15 protein-coding genes are annotated in these 18,493 nt (G+C 29.6%); 12 read left to right on the top strand and 3 right to left on the bottom strand.

Features of this window, described 5'->3' with window-relative positions; genetic code table 11:
• Positions 1-10 precede the first annotated feature (10 nt).
• Positions 11-1,651: an NFACT family protein gene (locus ACLVEP_RS02485; RefSeq protein ID WP_412582597.1), complete on the bottom strand. Its 1,641-nt coding sequence runs from the start codon at positions 1,649-1,651 to the stop codon at positions 11-13.
• Between the two features lie 99 nt (positions 1,652-1,750).
• Here ACLVEP_RS02485 and gmk point away from each other — a divergent pair, with 99 nt between their 5' ends.
• The 9 genes from gmk (at position 1,751) to ACLVEP_RS02440 (ending at position 11,637) form a co-directional block, all read left to right on the top strand.
• Positions 1,751-2,314 carry a guanylate kinase gene (gene gmk / locus ACLVEP_RS02480; RefSeq protein ID WP_107030125.1) on the top strand — a complete coding sequence of 188 codons (564 nt, stop codon included), beginning with the start codon at positions 1,751-1,753 and terminating at the stop codon, positions 2,312-2,314.
• A gap of 81 nt (positions 2,315-2,395) precedes the next feature.
• Positions 2,396-4,585 (top strand): primosomal protein N', encoded by a 2,190-nt coding sequence (priA, locus tag ACLVEP_RS02475; protein WP_412582595.1) that lies wholly within the window; start codon positions 2,396-2,398, stop codon positions 4,583-4,585.
• 2 nt (positions 4,586-4,587) lie between these two features.
• Positions 4,588-5,838: a 16S rRNA (cytosine(967)-C(5))-methyltransferase RsmB gene (gene rsmB / locus ACLVEP_RS02470; protein WP_412582593.1), complete on the top strand. Its 1,251-nt coding sequence runs from the start codon at positions 4,588-4,590 to the stop codon at positions 5,836-5,838.
• Positions 5,839-5,841: 3 nt separating this feature from the next.
• Positions 5,842-6,864 carry a 23S rRNA (adenine(2503)-C(2))-methyltransferase RlmN gene (gene rlmN / locus ACLVEP_RS02465; RefSeq protein WP_412582591.1) on the top strand — a complete coding sequence of 341 codons (1,023 nt, stop codon included), beginning with the start codon at positions 5,842-5,844 and terminating at the stop codon, positions 6,862-6,864.
• The gene (locus tag ACLVEP_RS02460; RefSeq protein ID WP_412582590.1) at positions 6,864-7,595 is read left to right on the top strand and encodes a Stp1/IreP family PP2C-type Ser/Thr phosphatase; all 732 of its coding nucleotides are present in this window, start codon (positions 6,864-6,866) and stop codon (positions 7,593-7,595) included. The genes rlmN and ACLVEP_RS02460 overlap by 1 nt, the downstream gene beginning before the upstream one ends.
• Before the next feature lie 3 nt (positions 7,596-7,598).
• The gene (pknB, locus tag ACLVEP_RS02455) at positions 7,599-9,491 is read left to right on the top strand and encodes a Stk1 family PASTA domain-containing Ser/Thr kinase (RefSeq protein WP_412582588.1); all 1,893 of its coding nucleotides are present in this window, start codon (positions 7,599-7,601) and stop codon (positions 9,489-9,491) included.
• A complete protein-coding gene (rsgA, locus tag ACLVEP_RS02450) occupies positions 9,481-10,368 on the top strand; it encodes a ribosome small subunit-dependent GTPase A (protein ID WP_412582640.1) in 888 nt (295 codons plus the stop codon). Before pknB ends, rsgA begins: the two co-directional genes overlap by 11 nt.
• Positions 10,361-11,011 carry a ribulose-phosphate 3-epimerase gene (gene rpe, locus ACLVEP_RS02445; protein WP_412582587.1) on the top strand — a complete coding sequence of 217 codons (651 nt, stop codon included), beginning with the start codon at positions 10,361-10,363 and terminating at the stop codon, positions 11,009-11,011. Before rsgA ends, rpe begins: the two co-directional genes overlap by 8 nt.
• Positions 11,008-11,637 (top strand): thiamine diphosphokinase, encoded by a 630-nt coding sequence (locus ACLVEP_RS02440; protein ID WP_412582586.1) that lies wholly within the window; start codon positions 11,008-11,010, stop codon positions 11,635-11,637. The genes rpe and ACLVEP_RS02440 overlap by 4 nt, the downstream gene beginning before the upstream one ends.
• Before the next feature lie 20 nt (positions 11,638-11,657).
• Here ACLVEP_RS02440 and ACLVEP_RS02435 read toward each other — a convergent pair whose 3' ends face one another.
• Positions 11,658-12,872, bottom strand: coding sequence for an ISL3 family transposase (locus tag ACLVEP_RS02435; protein WP_412582639.1), 1,215 nt, complete (start codon positions 12,870-12,872; stop codon positions 11,658-11,660).
• A gap of 222 nt (positions 12,873-13,094) precedes the next feature.
• A complete protein-coding gene (locus tag ACLVEP_RS02430; protein WP_412582585.1) occupies positions 13,095-14,942 on the bottom strand; it encodes an IS1634 family transposase in 1,848 nt (615 codons plus the stop codon).
• Positions 14,943-15,457: 515 nt separating this feature from the next.
• Between ACLVEP_RS02430 and ACLVEP_RS02425 the strand changes: the two genes are divergently transcribed.
• The 3 genes from ACLVEP_RS02425 (at position 15,458) to ACLVEP_RS02415 (ending at position 18,488) form a co-directional block, all read left to right on the top strand.
• Positions 15,458-15,904, top strand: a complete 447-nt coding sequence (locus tag ACLVEP_RS02425; protein ID WP_412582583.1) for a hypothetical protein — start codon at positions 15,458-15,460, stop codon at positions 15,902-15,904.
• A gap of 170 nt (positions 15,905-16,074) precedes the next feature.
• Positions 16,075-16,968 (top strand): MurR/RpiR family transcriptional regulator, encoded by an 894-nt coding sequence (locus ACLVEP_RS02420; RefSeq protein ID WP_412582582.1) that lies wholly within the window; start codon positions 16,075-16,077, stop codon positions 16,966-16,968.
• 113 nt (positions 16,969-17,081) lie between these two features.
• A complete protein-coding gene (locus ACLVEP_RS02415; RefSeq protein WP_412582580.1) occupies positions 17,082-18,488 on the top strand; it encodes a 6-phospho-beta-glucosidase in 1,407 nt (468 codons plus the stop codon).
• The last annotated feature ends 5 nt before the right edge of the window (positions 18,489-18,493 follow it).

The raw sequence follows: 18,493 nt of genomic DNA, 5'->3' as shown, positions 1-18,493 counted from the left end.
TGCTTAGCATCTATTTTTTTGTAAGTTCTTGTAAAAACTCATCATCTGGATCAATATAGATTGTTTTATAATTATCCAAAATTACTTTTCCTGGTTTACTACCTGCAGGTTTTTTGAGTGTTTTGACGAGTGTATAGTTTACAGGAACACTACTTGAATTTTTTCCTTTTGAATAGTATGCAGCAATTTTAGCAGCTAAACGAATCGTATATTCATCTAAATCTTGTGCTTTAACAATGACATGGCTTCCTGGCATATCTTTTGCATGGAACCACATATCATAGCGATGAGCATATTTAAATGTTAAATAATCGTTTTGTAAGTTGTTCTTTCCAATATCAATTTCAATCCCATCTTTTGTAAGATATTTTTGAAATTGCGGAAGTTTTTTCTTACGAATAGTATTTTTTTGTTTTTTCTTTTTTAAATACCCTTCGTTTTCTAATTCTTCTTTGATTTCTAAAGCATCATAATATGTTGCTTGTGACATAGCGGTTATTAAAGAATCGAAATATTCAATTTCTTTTTCAGTTAAATCAATTTGTTCTAAAAGAACATTAATTGAATTTTTAGCTTTTTGATATTTTTGATAATATTTTTGAGCATTAGCTTTTGGATCTAATTTAGGATCTAAAGTAATATCTAATTTTGTATTATCATAATAATTATCAACAACAACATGAGTCATTCCTTTTTGTATTAAATGTAAAGAAGCATATAATAAATCTCCTTTAATACGATAATCATCACTATTATGTGAATCTTCTAAAGTTGCTTTTAATTTTTTTAATTTAGAAGTGTTTTTTTGATATTCATTTTGAATAAATTTTAAAAGATTACTTGTTTGTTGTTTAATTCTTTCTTTTTGATCTATTTCATTAAAGTGAGTATCTAAACCATCAAATAAAGAATATTTTGAAGTTTCTCCTTGTACATGTGTGAGTTTAATAACATGAAAATATTCTTTATCATTCACTTTAGTAATATAGAGATTTTGAGAATTTTCTATTTTTTTCATAATCGTTTTAAACGATTCACCTTGATCAATACGATATAAGATTTCTTTAGATAAAATAGGAGACATTCCTTGATAGATTTTAGTAAGTTGGTTATCTTCTACAAATTCACTTGTAAAAGGATCAAGTTTTTCCATCATTGGTGGTAATTGATAAAGTGCTCCTGGTTGTAAAAATCTTTCACTGTTCATACTTGGTGAAATATGTTTAATGCAATCAATGATTTTATCATTTTGACCTACTAAAATAATATTTGAATGTTTTCCCATAACCTCTACATAGAGAATATATTCAATATAATCACCCAATTCATTGTGACAAGCAAAAGTTATTTTAAAAATACGATCCAAATCGATTTGTTCAATATCTTTAATATATCCACCTTCTAAAAGCTTACGATAAAGCATAGTAAGCGGATTAGGAGATTCTGGTGTTGGATAAGATAAAGCTGTTAATTGAACACGTGCATACATTGGATGACTTGAAATCAATAATTGATAATTCTTTTTATTTGCACGAACTTGAAATAAAAGTTCATATTTTGATATTTGATAAATTTTATTGATACGACCACCTTTTATTGTTTCTATCAATAAATTTTTTACTTGATGCATCATAATGCCATCATATGCCATAGTTATCACCCCAAAATACTATAACATATTTGAAATTTAATTGACATTATCTCTTTGTTATTGTAGAGTTATTTTTATAAAAAAAGGGGTGTGGAAAAATTGAAAAGAGGAATGTTAATCATTCTTAGTGGGCCTAGTGGTGTTGGAAAAGGAACAGTAAGAGAAGAATTGTTCAAAGATGATAGTTTAAATTTAAGTTATTCTATTTCAATGACAACAAGAAAACCTAGACCTACAGAAACAGATGGTGTGGATTATTTTTTTGTTGATGAAAAAAGCTTTGTTGATAAGATTGCTCAAGGTGGATTGTTAGAATGGGCAAGATTTGTAGGTAATTATTATGGTACCCCTAAGGATAATGTAGATCGATTACTAGATGAGGGTAAAAATGTCGTTTTAGAAATCGAAGTTCAAGGAGCATTGCAAGTCATGAAAAAATGTCCTGATGCATTGACTATTTTCTTGGTACCACCTTCATTAGAAGAATTAGAAAGACGCATTCGTGGTAGACGTACTGAAAGTGAAGATATCGTAAAAGAACGTTTGGATAAAGCACGTAAAGAAATTCAAACAAAAGATGAATATAAATATGTTGTAGAAAATGACGATGTTCATCTAGCAAAAGATAAAATAGCAAAAATTATTAAAGAACATCAAAAGTAACTGTTGGTTTTTATAACTGACAGTTTTTTTGATAAAGCTACAATAGATGTGGTAAAATACAAACAAAAGAGAGGTGGAAGTATGTATATTGTTAAAGTTCTTGTGGAACATGCAATCTATAAATTAGATACGACCTATGATTATTTATCTAAATATCAAGTTTTAGCAGGTTGTCGAGTCCATATCCGTTTTGGTTATCAACAACTTATAGGTTATGTCGTTGAGTGTCAAGAAACACTTTTTACTCAAAAACAATTAGAAGAAAAAAATGGTTTTAAATATTCTTTTATTCAAGATGTTATTGATCAAAAACCATTACTTAATCAAGAATTACAAGAACTTGCAAACTATCTTTCAAAACAAACGCTTTCTACAAGAATCAGTTGTTTACAATGTATGTTACCACCTCAATTAAAACCAAGTACCAATCATAGTGTTGGCATTAAATATCAAAAAGTTGTTTCCTTTGTAAAAGATATTCCCCTTAAAACAACAAAACAACAAGAAGCTTTAAATTATATAAAAGAACATGATTTATTACCCATAAAGGATTATCCTTTTTCAACAGTTCTTTTAAATAATATAGAAAAACAAGGAGCAATTATTTATAAACAAGTAGAAGTTTATCGAAATCCTTACAATGAACACGTACAACAAGAGGATTATCCCTTGACTGCTAGTCAACAAAAAGTTGTCAATCAAGTACTAGCGTCTTTTCATCAATTTAAAACCTTTTTACTTTATGGAGTCACAGGCTCAGGAAAAACAGAAGTTTATTTACATCTTTCTAGATTTGTGATTGAACAAGGAAAAACCGTCTTGATGCTTGTCCCTGAAATTGCTTTGACTCCAATGATGGTCTCTGCTTTTAAAAGTCGTTTTGGAAAAAGCGTTGCTATCTTACATTCAAAATTATCAGCAGGGGAAAGATATGATGAATATCGTCGAATCATTGATGATGAAGTAAAAATTGTTGTTGGAGCAAGAAGTGCTGTTTTTGCACCACTTGAAAATATAGGTTTGATTATTATGGATGAAGAACATGATGCTAGTTACAAACAAGAAAGTCCACCACGTTATTTAACATCTCAAGTAGCGAGAAAAAGGGGTGCTTATCATCAATGTCCAGTTGTTTTAGGTAGTGCAACACCTTCTCTTGAAAGCTATAGTCGTGCTTTAAAGGGTGTGTATGAATTGTGTATACTTTCTCAAAGGGTCAATCAAAAACCTTTACCACAAATTGAATTGATTGATATGGTAGAAGAAATGAAAGCACATCATTATGAAGTATTATCAAGGAAAATGAAAGCTAAAATACAAGAGACAATTGATAAAAATGAACAAGTGATTTTATTACTTAATAAAAGAGGTTATTCAAGTTATGTTCGCTGTTTAGATTGTGATGAGGTATTAAAATGTCCACATTGTGATGTTTCTTTAACTTATCATAAAGATACGCATACAATGCGTTGTCATTATTGTGATTATCAAGTTCCTTATCAACAAAAATGTAGTTATTGTGGAAGTACCAATATTAAACTTATTGGTAGTGGAACACAAAAAATTGAAGAATATTTACAAAATAATTTTATAAATTCAAGAGTGATTCGCTATGATGTAGATTCTACAAGGAAGAAACAAGGACATCATCAATTATTAAAACAATTTGAAAATCAAGAAGCGAATATTTTAATTGGGACACAAATGATTGCGAAAGGATTAGATTTTGAAAATGTGACTTTTGTAGGAGTTATCAATGCTGATCTTTCTTTAAATATTCCTGATTTTAGAGCGAATGAAAGAACATTTCAATTATTAGAACAAGTTTCTGGTAGAAGTGGTCGAGGAAAGAAACAAGGAACAGTCATGATACAAACTTATAATCCTGATCATTTTGTTTTACAGTGTGTTAAAAATCATGATTATCAAAGTTTTTATCAAAAAGAAATGGAAATGAGAAAACTTGCGAAGTATCCTCCTTATTGTTATTTGATAAGTATTCTAGTACAAGGTAAAAAAGAGGATGATGTGACTTTTTGTAGTCAACAAATAAAGGAATACTTAGTAAAACAACTTCCTAAAGCAATTGTTTTAGGACCTGCAAATTGTACGATTTATAAGATGAATGATATTTATAGAAAGAGAATGACACTTAAAATAACGAATACAACACATGTTTATGAAGTGTTGCATGCAATGAGTGATTATTATAATAAAAAAGGAAGAAAGGTAAATGTGATATGTGATTTTAATCCATACACAACGATATAGTTATGGCAAGAGAAAATGCATATATGATTTTAAATCAATATTTTGAAGATGAAAGTTTTTTAAATATTGCTTTAAATGAACAATTAAAGAAAAGTAATTTAAAAAGAGAAGATAAAGATTTATGTACAACTATTGTTTATGGAACAATCCAAAATCTTTTATATATTCAATATCAACTCCAACCTTATATTAAAGGAAAAAGGGTAAAGAAAAAAATAAGGACACTTCTTTATATGTCTTTATATCAATTGATATATTTAGATAAAATACCTGAATATGCCATTATTAATGAAGCAGTTAAAATAGCTAAAAAAGAAGGTTATCAAACAAGTCAATTTGTAAATGCAGTACTTAGAAATTTTACAAGAAATGAAAGAAGATCATTGGAAGGATTAGATGAATTAGAAAAAATCTCAATTGTAACATCACATCCTTTATGGATGGTCAAAATGTTTAATAAACAATATGGTTTAGAAAAAACAAAAATGATTTGTGAAGAAGATAACACGCCTCCTACAAGAAGTGGTAGAGTCAATACACTAAAAACAACAAAAGAAGAGTTATTAAAAGAAAGCTGTTTTGAAGAAGGAACGTTATCCCCAGATGCTCTTCTATATAAAAGAGGAAATCTAGCTTATACTTCTTATTACAAAGAAGGTAAAGTTACGATTCAAGATGAATCAAGTCAATTAGTAGCAAGACTTTTAGATCCTCAAAAGACAGATTATGTTTTAGATATGTGTAGTGCTCCAGGAAGTAAAACAACACATCTTGCAGCATTAATGGAAAATCAAGGAAAAATAGAAGCCTATGATTTATATAAGCACAAAGTAAAATTAATAGAACATAACTTAAAACGTTTGGGTGTTAAAAACGTACATGTTCAAGCAGGGGATTCTACAAAACTCATAGAACACTATCCTCCTGAAACATTTGATCGTATTTTATTAGATGCACCTTGTTCAGGATTTGGGGTTTTAAAACGTAAACCAGAAATTAAATATCATGATTCTAGTGTGATGGATGGTTTAATCCCATTACAAGCACTTTTATTAGAAAATGCGTATAATTTATTGAAAAATGATGGTACAATGGTTTATAGTACATGTACAATCAATAAAAAGGAAAATGGGATGATGATTGAACATTTTATTCAAAAACATCCCGATATGAAAGTTATTGAACAACGTACAATTTTGAATTATGAATATCACACAGATGGATTTTATATGTGTAAAATGAAAAAGGGATAGAAGATGGAACATTTATATAATTATTCTTTAGAAGAATTAACTGAATATTTTAAATCAATCAATGAAAAGCCTTTTAGAGCAAAGCAGGTTTTTCAATGGTTATATCAAAAAAATGCTTTTGATTTTCAAGAAATGTCTAATATATCAAAAGATTTAAGAGAAAAATTAGAAAAACAATGCATCATTGATACATTTGAAATACAAGAAAAACAAGTATCAAGTGATGGAACTATCAAATACTTATTTAAAATGATTGATGGTAACTTAATAGAAGCTGTTTTAATGAGACATGACTATGGTCAATCATTATGTGTAACAAGCCAAGTAGGATGCAATATGCAATGTGCATTCTGTGCTAGTGGGCTTTTAAAAAAACAACGTAACTTAACAGCTGGTGAAATGGTGAATCAAGTCATGGCAGTGGCTAAAGATACAGGTATTCGTGTTTCACATGTTGTTGTTATGGGAACAGGTGAACCTTTTGATAACTATGATGAAGTGATGAAATTCGTTAGAATTATTAATCATCCTCATGGTTTAGCTGTTGGAGCAAGACATATTACAATTTCTACATGTGGACTTGTTAATATGATAGAAAGATATAGCAATGAAGGAATTCAAACAAATCTTGCTATTTCTTTACATGCCCCTAATGATGAAATTAGAGACCAATTAATGCCTGTTAATAAAGCATTTAATATGGATGCTTTAAGAAAAGGTGTTGCAGATTATATCGAAAAAACGAATCGTAGAGTCACATTTGAATATATTTTATTAGATGATGTCAACGATTCACTTGCACATGCAAGACAACTTGCACATTATATGAGAGGATTAAATGCATATGTGAATTTAATTCCTTATAATAGTGTCGATGAACATGGTTTTAAACCAAGCAGTCATGTAGAAGAATTTAAAGATGAACTTTTAAGATTACATATTAACTGTACGGTTAGAAAAGAACATGGTAGAGATATAGATGGAGCATGTGGTCAACTAAGAGCAAAGCGTAGCGGGGTGATATAATGGAATATTATGCATTGACTGATATTGGAAAAATCAGAGAAAAAAATCAAGATCAAGCGGCAACGGCAATTAATTTAAAAGATCAAGTGTTAGGTGTTGTTTGTGATGGTATGGGAGGACATAGGGCAGGAGAAATTGCATCTCATGTCGTAGAGGAACATGTACTGACATGTTTTAAAGCCAATCCGCCTTTTTTGGATGATGAAGAAGTGACAAATTGGTTAATGGATACTGTTTTAGAAGCACATCAAATTGTAAAAAGAATGGCTGGTATGCAAGAAGATACAAAAGGAATGGGAACAACGGTTGCAATCTCTGTAGTTGATGGTGATGATGCCTTTTTTTGCCATGTAGGTGATAGTCGTATTTATGTTTATGATGATCATGAAATTATTCAAATGACAAGAGATCATACGCTGGTTAATGAATTGATTGATCGAGGAGCAATTACAAAAGAGGAAGGTAAGAATCATCGTCAAAAGAATATTTTAATGCAAGCAATTGGTGTTGAAATGAATATTGTACCAGATATTCAAAAATATAAGTTGAATGGAAAGAATATTTTAATCTGTAGTGATGGATTATTTAATTCTTTAGAAGATGAAGAAATTTTAAATATTGTTAAAAAAAATATGAATGTTAGAGATAAAGTACATCTTTTAATTGAACAAGCAAATGAACATGGTGGACATGATAATATTGCTGCTGTGTTAATAGAAGGAGGACGTTAAAAAATGAATAAAATCATTGCTGAACGTTATGAATTGATTGATATTATTGGTCAAGGAGGAATGGCAGATGTTTATCTAGCAAATGATACGATTTTAAATCGTACAATTGCTATTAAGATATTACGTACATCTTTAGCGAAAGATCCAATCTACATTGCTAGATTTCAAAGGGAAGCTTCAGCAGCAGCTGCGCTTTCACATAAAAATATTGTAGAAATTTATGATGTAGGTGAAGATAATGATCAATACTATATCGTCATGGAATATGTTCCTGGAAGAACGTTGAAAGAGTTAATTGCTAAACGTGGTGCTTTACATGTTATGGAAGCTATTGATATTATGAAACAAGTGCTTTCTGGAACTGCAAGAGCTCATCAAATGGGAATCATACATCGTGATTTAAAACCACAAAATATTTTGGTGACTGATACAGGTACGGCTAAGATTGCTGATTTTGGAATTGCTTCTATTCAATCACTTACACAATTTACACAAACAGATGTGATTATGGGTTCTCTTCATTATTTAGCACCAGAATTAGCACGAGGAGAAAAAGCAACAGTTCAAAGTGATATTTATGCTTTAGGAATTGTTTTTTATGAATTATTAAGAGGTCAAGTACCATTTAATGGTGAATCTCCTGTAAATATTGCTTTAAAACATATGCAAGAAGATTTACCATCACTTAGAGAATTTAATCCTTCTATTCCTCAATCAGTAGAAAATATTATTATTAAAGCAACAGCTAAAAACCTAAATGATCGTTATAAAAGCGCAAATGAGATGTTAGAGGATTTACAAACATGTTTATCAAGAACTGATGAAGAAAAGCTTGTTTTTGATCATAGTGATGAAACAAATGATCCAACAATTGTTGCTAATCCTCGTCAATTCTTTGATGAAGAAACAGAAGAAGTTGAAGAAAGAGTTACTGAAAAGAAAAAACCAACTCAAAATAAAATTTTAGAAAAATTAAAAAATCCTAAAGTTCTTGCAGGAGTTGTTGCAGGGGTTGTTTTGATTATTGGAATTATTTGTTATTTCTTACTTTTTGGTGGAAATAAACAACCAAATGTAATGCCTGATTTAGTAGGACTTACACAAAGTGAAGCTGAAGAATTATTAAAAGATTATGGTGTAACTATTAATAAGACTGTTTTTAAGGAATTATCTGATGATTATAAAAAAGGATTAATTACAAAAACTGATCCTGAAAAAGGTTCTTCTATTAAAGAAGGCGATGTTATTACAATTACAGTTTCAAAAGGAAAATATATTGTTTTAGATGATTATACTGGTTTAAGTTATGAAGAAGCTGAAAAGAAATTAGAAAAACTTGGATTTAAAGTTGATATAAATCGAGAAGTTTCTGACAAAAAAGCAGGTACAGTTTTAGAACAAAGTTTAGAAAAAGGTTATAAACAAGACCCAACAGATAAAGATCGTACAATTACACTTACAGTTTCTAAAGGATCTTATGTTATTTTAGATGATTATACTGGTATGAGTTATGATGATGCCTATAATAAATTGAGTGGTTTAGGTTTTAATGTTACAAAACGTGAACAAACATCTGATCAACCAGCAGGTACTGTTATTGATCAAAACTTAGCGAAGGGTTACAAAGTAGATCCAACAGACACTAATAGAAATATTACTTTGACAGTTTCTACTGGCTATAGTCAAACAGTTCCTTCGGTTGTTGGTTTAACACCTGATAGTGCGAAGTCAAATCTTGAAAACTTAGGATTTACAGTTTCTATGGAAGGAACACAGTTCCCTGAATCTGGTGGAGATGAACGTTATATTGGTGCAGTTTATAAACAAAGTATAGCTGCTGGAACAAAAGTTGATAAAAAAGGAACAACAATTACAATCTATTATTATGAAGACTAACGTAGATAAAGGGCGTATTGTAAAAGCGCTAGCTGGTTTTTATTACATTGATGATGGTCATGAAGTACATCAATGTCGTGCCCGTGGAAAATTTAGAAAACAAGATATAAAACCAGTTGTTGGCGATTTTGTAGAATTTCAAAAAGGTAACCATGATGATGGTTACCTTCTCAAAATATTAGAGAGAAAAAATGTTTTAAGAAGACCACCGATTGCAAATATTGATCAAGCATTGCTTGTCTTTTCAAGAAAAGAGCCTGATTTTTCAACAGTATTATTAGATAAGTTTTTATTATTGATAGAACATTATCATATAAAACCAATCATTGTTATTTCTAAAATGGATATAGAAGGTGATGATTCTATTTATCAATATATTCAAGAATATCGAGATGCTGGTTATACTGTCATTGAAACAAGTTCTAAACAAAATAAAGGTATAGATGAAATTAAAGATATTTTTAAAGATCAAGTGACTGTGATTACAGGACAAAGTGGAGTTGGGAAATCAACCCTTTTAAATGCTTTAGATATTTCTTTAAATTTAGAAACAAATCAAATATCAAAAGCTTTAGGAAGAGGTAAACATACAACAAGACATGTTGAACTTATGAATTTATATGATGGCTATGTAGCAGATACCCCTGGTTTTTCATCTCTTGAATTAGAGATGGAACCTACTGATGCAGCGAGAGCTTATCATGATTTTGATGAATATGCTTCTCATTGTAAGTTTAGAGGATGTTTACATGATAGTGAACCTCATTGTGCAGTTAAAGAAGCAGTTGATGAGGGGAAAATTTCTAAAGAACGTTATGAACATTATTTAACAATGTTAAAAGAATTAAAGGAAAAAAAGGAGAAAAGATATGGTTAAAGTTGCACCTTCACTTCTTTCAGCTGATTTTGCATGTTTGAAAGATGATATTGAAAAAATTGAAAATGGAAAAGCTGATTGGCTTCATTATGATGTTATGGATGGACATTTTGTACCTAATATTTCTTTTGGATATAGTATTTTAAAAGATGTGTCTAAAGTTACAAATTTATTTTTAGATGTTCATTTAATGATTAGTGAACCTCAAAAGTATGTAGATGAATTTATTAAAAGTGGAGCAAATTTAATTGTTTTTCATATTGAAGCAATGGAAAATAAAGAAGATACTTTAGCACTTATTCATCATATTAAAGAAAATAATGTACAAGTAGGAATAAGTATTAAACCAAATACACCTGTTGATGCTATTCAAGATTATTTATCTTTATTAGATGTTGTTTTAGTAATGTCAGTTGAACCAGGATTTGGTGGACAATCATTTAAAGAAATTGCTCTTGATAAAATTAAAGATTTAGCTGCTAGAAGAAAAGAAAATAATGATCATTATTTAATTGAAGTAGATGGTGGTATTAATGCTACAACTGGAAAACAATGCAAAGATGCAGGTGTTGATGTTTTAGTTGCTGGAAGTTATGTATTTAATAGTGATGATTACACACAAAGGATTGCTTCTTTAAAATGAAAATAGCATTATGTGCAACACACTTATTTAATATGACATTACCTCAAGATAGAGACTATATTGGGGTTGATCATGGGGTAGAGGAATTATTAAAGCAAGGAATAACACCGAGGTTTGCAATAGGAGATTTTGATTCTTTACAAAATAGAAAATCATTAGAAGATTTAAATATTCAAATATTACCTGAAAGAAAAGATGTTACAGATACGCATGCTGCTATCGAATATGCAATTTCTAAAGGTTATGATGAAATTGAATTATATGGTGTTACCGGAGGACGTTTAGATCATTTTTTTGCAGTTATGTGTTTGCTTGAAAAATATCAAGATGTTTCTATAAAGGTTATTGACCAACAAAACTGTATTCAATTATTAAAACCTGGAATTCATCATATATATAATCAAGAATATTATTATTTTTCATTGTTTGCTTTGAATGAAAGTATTCTTTCTATTAGTCAAGCTGAATATACATTAGATCATTATTTACTTAAAAGAGATGATCCATTATGTGTATCGAATGAAGTTAAAGGTAAATATTCGATTATTGAAAATAATGAAAATATTATTTTAGTTCAATCAAGAGATGCTGGCTCCGTGTCAATAGTGGAGGGGCTTAAGAGATAGCGAAAGCTATCTCTTTTCTTTTACTCAAATTCATATGAGAACCCAAGATGAAGAAGAATCCTCTTTCTTAAATTATAAAAATATCTGTAGCCATAGGCATTTCGTTTTACAAGCTTGACCTTGTTGTTCATACTTTCAATAAAACCATTATTAAAACTTGTTTCATATGTTTTATCGTTTCTAACATAGATTGCTTTGTATGTAAGTGACTTAAGTATTGGCACAAACCAGTTCTTTCTTATGTTTTTTGCAGACGAAATAAAATATGTATTATTTGTTTCAAATATATGGTTCAGCCAGTTATTCAATTCTTTCTTGTAATCATTGTGCTTTTCATGGATGAGTTTCAACAGATTCTGATAGATCATATAGCTCTGGTAGAATTCATCTGTACCATCCTGTTCAAATATATGTTCAACATATGTTCTGCAGGTAAAGTGTTTTTTTAAATGACGATCATACCATTCTGTTTGATCATCAAGATCCTTTCTATATTTGTCAAAAAGATGAAGATTTTTCTTAATAGATTTGGCTATCTTTTCATTTTTTAATGAAGAACAGGTATCCAGTCTGCTTCTTTTTAGACATTCACCGAATAATTTTACATAATGAAAACGATCAGCGATAATAGAAGCATTGGGAAAAAGACGCTGCATGATACAACGAAAAGGATTGGAAAGATCCATAATGATGATCCTTACTTTTTTTCTTTCTTTATAGGGAAATCTAAGAAAATAGTTTCTTAGACTGCGTTCTTTTCTGTCTTCAATAATATCAAGAGTTTTGCCGTTGATAGGATCGGTAATATGAAAAGCATAAGTTCCTTTATCAGTGGTTGCTTTAAATTCATCAATAGAAATAACAGACTTAAGATGATAGAATCGTTCTTTTACTTTGATGTGATGAAAAAATATTCTGTATACAGAAGATTTAGAAACACCCATCATACGAGAAATAACGGCCATGGCCGTATTCTCTCTAAATTGAATCAGGCAGGCATGAGCAGCAGAAGAAGTCATTCTAGTATTTTTAAATTTAAAAGGGATATCATCCTTAAAATAAGAATGACATGAATGACAGAAATATCTTCTGTATTCAACCTCAATAACGAATCTTTGATGACCATTGGCAATATGAGACAGGGAAATCTTACGTAAACCTTTAGATTCATGATGTTCGATAACGCCGCAATGAGGACAGACGAAATTATCTTTAAGAACAGATCTAAGTCTAATAAATTTAGAATGGTGACCATGCTTATCAAGACCATATCTAAAGCAAGAATCAGAGTCCTCATAAGGGACAGGAATAAAATAATCAGATAAATTATCAGGAAAATCTAGAGATTTAAATAAATCATTGATATAATCCCGTCTTTGACAGTTAAATAGGAAAAAAGAGTGGAACCCATTGGTATCAGTGGATTTTCACTCTTTTTAAAATGTTGTATGGAATATCTAATTTGATATTTTTTTGATTTTTTTATTTAGTTCTTTGGGCTGATAATATTCCTTGTCCAATTCTAATCCAAATGTTTCATTCAAAGCATCACATAGTGTACTTCCTGTATAAGTTGCCTGATAGTACAGATCATGATTATTGACCACATTCATATTTTTTAAGTTTTCAATGATTTCTCCGGTAGTAAAATGTCTGCCTTTTTGATTTAATTTTACTTCCATTATCCTTTGAATGAGCAATGCCGTATAACATGTCATAAAATGTGCTATGATACGATCATTTTTTCGATGATTTATAGGTCTTGCTTTGAAATTTGTTTTTAAAACTCTAAAACAATCTTCTATCCTATATCTCTGCGAATTGATCTCAATTATTTTTTTTGCTTCGTTTTCTGCATCCAGATTTGTAGCGATGGCATAGAAACCATCATACATCTCTTCTTTTTTTATCATCTCTTCATCAATATAATATTTATTCTTTTCATTTTTTACTTTTTTAATGAATCTTTTTGGATCGTTTTGATTCTTTTTTAAATCTTCGACCTTATTATTTTTTATAAGTCTTTGAGCACGTTCTATTTGACTGTTGCGAATATGCCTTTGATATTCCATCGCTTTTCTGGAAAAAGTAATGATGACATATTGTTTCAGTTCACCTTTGACTTTTTTTGTTCCTGTTTTTCCTGTAGAAGTCACATATTCTTCTGTAAGTCCTAAATCAACAGCCTTATCTGCACTGATCACTTTATACAGGATATCATTGTATAGATGGAGATTGTCTTCATCATTTTTATCAAATTCGTGCATTTCCTTTAGTGTCATAGGCAAGTCGTTGGATAAAAGCTTATAGTCACAATCATTAAATACTGCTTCCTGTAAAGGTTTCGACAGTTTCTTTATGGACTGTGTGACTATAAAGGCTCTGCTTCCAAAAGAATTGAACTTTCTAATATCATAGGAACCAAGTCCTGCATCAGCGCAATAGATAAGTTTTTTATCTTTGAAAGATCTTATCATTTTCTCTTCGGTTGAAGTGGCACACAACTGTTCGTTTTGATTTCCTGGATTGATACACATTGATAAAGGAATTCCCTGTGCATCAATGAACAGTCCCATTTGAACGATTGGAGTTGGCTGATGCTGTTTGGAAATCCCGTACTTTCTCAACATGTAAAAGATTTCACCAGTAACTTCATCGATATAATCCTCATCTGCAGTTTCAATTTCAAAATAATAGTTTGTACAGTCAAAATAACATACAGATGTATCTCTTGGAATGATGTTATTGCTTGCCTCATACAAATGGGAAATGTATTCATCAAAGTGTTTGGCCAAAAGCGATAGGAATCTAAGAGAAGATTCATAGAGATAGTGCGGCTGTTCATAATATATATGAAGATGATCATAGATTCCCAGTTTCGAACGAGGATCAAGTATTCGAGAGATGGTAAGAAATCTGTTTATGAGATCAGCATCATAATCGACCCTGGTTTGCGAAACAATATTGTTCAGAAAATCTTTGATCTTCAAATCATGATAGATAGACTGGATAAAGAAATAGCCAATATTGATATTTTTTGAATGGGCAACAGTATCCATTGAAGAAGGAAGCTTTTTAGAAAAATCGATATTGACATCTATAGAAATTTTATTGGCTTTATATTCTTCATTGAATTTAGCGACTTCCTGTTTTGCATATTCAAGAGGATCGTCAGTAATTTTAAGAAGGTCATTGTGTTTTCCAATAGTTTTAATGTTGCGGGTAGTCGTTTTCTTGCCGTTTCTGATACCCTGTTGAATAAAATAAGTTGGATTTTTAGAACGTCTGTCATAGTAAAGCTTCATGAAAATCATCTCCTAGAGACATTATACCACCATATACAACACCATACAACATTTAAAATGATAAAATTTGACAGTAAAAAAACTCAAAAAACCTATATGGAATAAGCGCTTTGAGCATATCTATATTCGTATGGAAGTTACATAACTGTCAAAAACCCGAGTCCTCATAAGGGACAGGAATAAAATAATCAGATAAATTATCAGGAAAATCTAGAGATTTAAATAAATCATTGATATAATTCAAATTGGACATAGTGGAATACCTCTTTTCTATTTATTTTTGGTCATTTAAATTGTAAAACGGTATGAAAGCTATGTCTATTTAAATATAAGAAAACTGGAGCAGGATATATTTCCCCTCCAGTTTTAGTATAGAGCCGAGATGCTCAATAGGCATCTTTTTTGATTGCTTAATATTTACCAACTAAGTAATAAGTGTGCAGGTGTAAAAGATGTTTTTAGAATAAAGTGTTATACTATAAGAAGAATATTTAAAAGAGGATGGGTGAACTAAAGTGGAACAAACAGTAAGTAAAATTGAAGAATTATTAGAGAAGCCATGCTATGTGATAGATTTTCTTCCTGAACAGGTAAAACCAAGTTCAAGAGGACAATTTTTTGATGTGGAATGTTATTTACTCAATAGTGATAAACATTTTTTGCTGAAAGATAAATTTGTAAATATCATTATAAAATTAATGTGTTATTATCATGTATCTATACAATTGGATGATTGGATTGACCGACCATCTTTACAAAGAGTAGAGGATGCAATCAATACAATCATGAATAACCATTCAGGTTGGTTGAATATATTGCTTCCAGATGAAAATGTTCTTGTGGTTTTTGAATGGGATAGTTTAAATTTAACAGTGTATAATCCATCAAAGGAAATACAGGCACTTATGCAAAAGATAGCTTGTTCAGAAGGCCTTTTTTGGCGAAAATCAGATATGATTTGATAATATTTCAAAATTAGAAAGGCTTTATAAGAAAAGCAAATAATTCTTATATAAAATAAATTAATGGAAGGTGTTTTTATATAATAACATGAAGAGTTTTTTTGTAGAAAAACTGTGTTTTTGTTTTCTTTTTTATTATATGCTATGATATCAAAAAAGGATGTGATGGTATGTTATTAATTGATAAACTAACGAATAAAGTTGATTTTTCTAAAAGTGAAATTGTGATTGCTGATTTTATTATTCAATTAGGGGAAAAAATAAAAAATTATTCAGCAAGAAGTATTGCTAAAGAAACTTATACGTCACCAGCAACAGTCTTAAATTTATGTAAGAAAATTGGAATTGAAGGTTTTGATAATTTTAAGAAGGCTTATTTAAGTGAAATTGAGTATTTAAATCAGCAATTTGGGACAGTTGATCCTAATTTACCTTTTGATCAAGGGGATACTATTTTTAAAATAGCTAATAAAATGGGTTCTTTATATGAAGAAACAATTAAAGATACGTTATCTTTATTACATCATGATTTATTTCAAAAAGCTGTTCAATTATTAAATAATAATAACAATATTCATATTTATTCATATGGAACAGCTTTAAATATAGCAGAATCATTTAAAGAAAAAATGATGAAAATAGGAAAGAATGTATATATTACTAATAATTTAAATTATCAACGTTATGAAGTAAATTGTATTCCTAAAGGGGATTGTGTGATTTTTATTTCTTATTCTGGAGAAACCAAGACACTTATCAATATGGCAAAAACATGTCAAAAGAAAAATATTCCTTTTTTAAGTTTAACTTCTTTTGGAGAAAATACGTTAAGTCAAATGAGTGATGCTAAATTGTATATTTCTACAAGAGAAAATTTAACGCATAATATTGCAAATTTTAATAGTAATTTATCTATTTATTTTTTATTGGATTTATTGTATGCTTCTTATTTTTCTTTAGATTATGAAAATAATTTTAATAAAAAATTACAACTTACATCTAAATCAGAAAGTACAAGACATTCTTCAAATCCAATATTAATGGATGAATCTAAACAGTGTTAAATAATAAAAAATATTTAATTCTTAAATTTTTAAACATTGTTAAAAACGAAAGTTATTCAATTATAAAAGCCTTTCTTCTATGTTTTAATAACCATAGAAGGAGGGCTTTTTAAATGAAGATATCAGATCAATTCCTATGGGGAGGTGCAACAGCAGCTAATCAATATGAAGGTGGTTACCTTGCAGATGGAAAAGGATTAAGTATTGCAGATGTAGAGATGGGAGGAAATATTGATCATCCTCGAGAAATACACGAGAGTGTTCATCCTCATACTTATTATCCAAGTCATGAGGGAACTGGGTTTTATGATCATTATAAAGAAGACATTGCATTATTTGCTGAAATGGGATTTAGATGCTTTAGAATGTCTATCAATTGGACACGTATTTTTCCTTTAGGAGATGAAGAAAAACCGAATGAAGCTGGATTGAAATTTTATGATCAAGTTTTTGATGAATTATTAAAATATCATATAGAGCCAGTGGTGACGATTTCTCATTATGAAACACCATTACATTTAGTTCAAAAATATGGTTCATGGAGAAATAGAAAAATGATTGATTTCTTTATGAATTATTGTCAAACAATTTTTAAACGTTATAAAGATAAAGTAAAATATTGGATGACTTTTAATGAAATTAATGAAACGATGAATAAGAAAAATCCTTATCATCAAGCTGGTATTCTTTTTCAAGAAGGAGAAGATAAGGCATCAACTGTTTTACAAGCAAGTCATCATATGTTTGTAGCAAGTGCCAAAGCAGTTATTCTAGGACACCAAATTAATCCAAATTTTAAAATTGGCTGTATGGTTCAATATCCAGAAAGCTACCCAGCAACTTGTCAACCAATAGATCAAATAGCTAAAAGAGAATATATGTTGTTTACACATTATTATTTAGATGTGATGTGTAGAGGATTTTATACGAATACATGTTTGGCTAAACAAGAACAATTGGGAGGAAAATTGATTATTGATGAGTGTGATGAAGAAATATTAAGAAAGGGAACTGTTGATTTTATTGGCTTTAGTTATTATTTTTCTTCTATTGTTTCTTATCAAAGAGATGGTTCAATTAATGCTAAAGGACGTAATCCTTATTTAGAACTTACAAATTGGCGTTGGCATATTGATCCTTTAGGATTAAGAGTTGCACTTAATGAATTATATGATCGTTATCAAATACCATTATTTGTTGTTGAAAATGGATTAGGGGCTGTTGATCAACTTAATGAAGATGGTACTGTAGATGATCAATATCGTATTGATTTTTTAGGAAAACATATTGAGGCTTTAAAACAAGCTATAGAAATTGATCATGTTGATGTTATTGGTTATACAACATGGGGATGTATTGATTTAGTTTCTGCTGGAACAGGAGAAATGAAGAAAAGATATGGTTTTATTTATGTTGATAAAGATGACCAAGGAAATGGAAGTTTAAAAAGATATAGAAAGAAATCGTTTTATTGGTATAAGAAAGTAATTGAAACCAATGGACAAACAAAATTTGAATAGGAGGA

It is taken from the genome of Faecalibacillus sp. (genome assembly GCF_047023275.1).
GTDB lineage: Bacteria > Bacillota_I > Bacilli_A > Erysipelotrichales > Coprobacillaceae > Faecalibacillus.
The sequence above is the reverse complement of the archived record's forward strand: the minus strand, read 5'-3'. Positions and strand labels throughout refer to the sequence as shown.

What these genes read in the sequence shown, in the direction of transcription:
- ACLVEP_RS02485 (WP_412582597.1), bottom strand. Translation starts at nt 1,651, where the DNA reads ATGGCATATGATGGCATTATGATGCATCAAGTAAAAAATTTATTGATA.
- priA (WP_412582595.1), top strand. Translation starts at nt 2,396, where the DNA reads ATGTATATTGTTAAAGTTCTTGTGGAACATGCAATCTATAAATTAGAT.
- rsmB (WP_412582593.1), top strand. Translation starts at nt 4,588, where the DNA reads ATGGCAAGAGAAAATGCATATATGATTTTAAATCAATATTTTGAAGAT.
- rlmN (WP_412582591.1), top strand. Translation starts at nt 5,842, where the DNA reads ATGGAACATTTATATAATTATTCTTTAGAAGAATTAACTGAATATTTT.
- ACLVEP_RS02460 (WP_412582590.1), top strand. Translation starts at nt 6,864, where the DNA reads ATGGAATATTATGCATTGACTGATATTGGAAAAATCAGAGAAAAAAAT.
- pknB (WP_412582588.1), top strand. Translation starts at nt 7,599, where the DNA reads ATGAATAAAATCATTGCTGAACGTTATGAATTGATTGATATTATTGGT.
- rsgA (WP_412582640.1), top strand. Translation starts at nt 9,481, where the DNA reads ATGAAGACTAACGTAGATAAAGGGCGTATTGTAAAAGCGCTAGCTGGT.
- rpe (WP_412582587.1), top strand. Translation starts at nt 10,361, where the DNA reads ATGGTTAAAGTTGCACCTTCACTTCTTTCAGCTGATTTTGCATGTTTG.
- ACLVEP_RS02440 (WP_412582586.1), top strand. Translation starts at nt 11,008, where the DNA reads ATGAAAATAGCATTATGTGCAACACACTTATTTAATATGACATTACCT.
- ACLVEP_RS02430 (WP_412582585.1), bottom strand. Translation starts at nt 14,942, where the DNA reads ATGAAGCTTTACTATGACAGACGTTCTAAAAATCCAACTTATTTTATT.
- ACLVEP_RS02420 (WP_412582582.1), top strand. Translation starts at nt 16,075, where the DNA reads ATGTTATTAATTGATAAACTAACGAATAAAGTTGATTTTTCTAAAAGT.
- ACLVEP_RS02415 (WP_412582580.1), top strand. Translation starts at nt 17,082, where the DNA reads ATGAAGATATCAGATCAATTCCTATGGGGAGGTGCAACAGCAGCTAAT.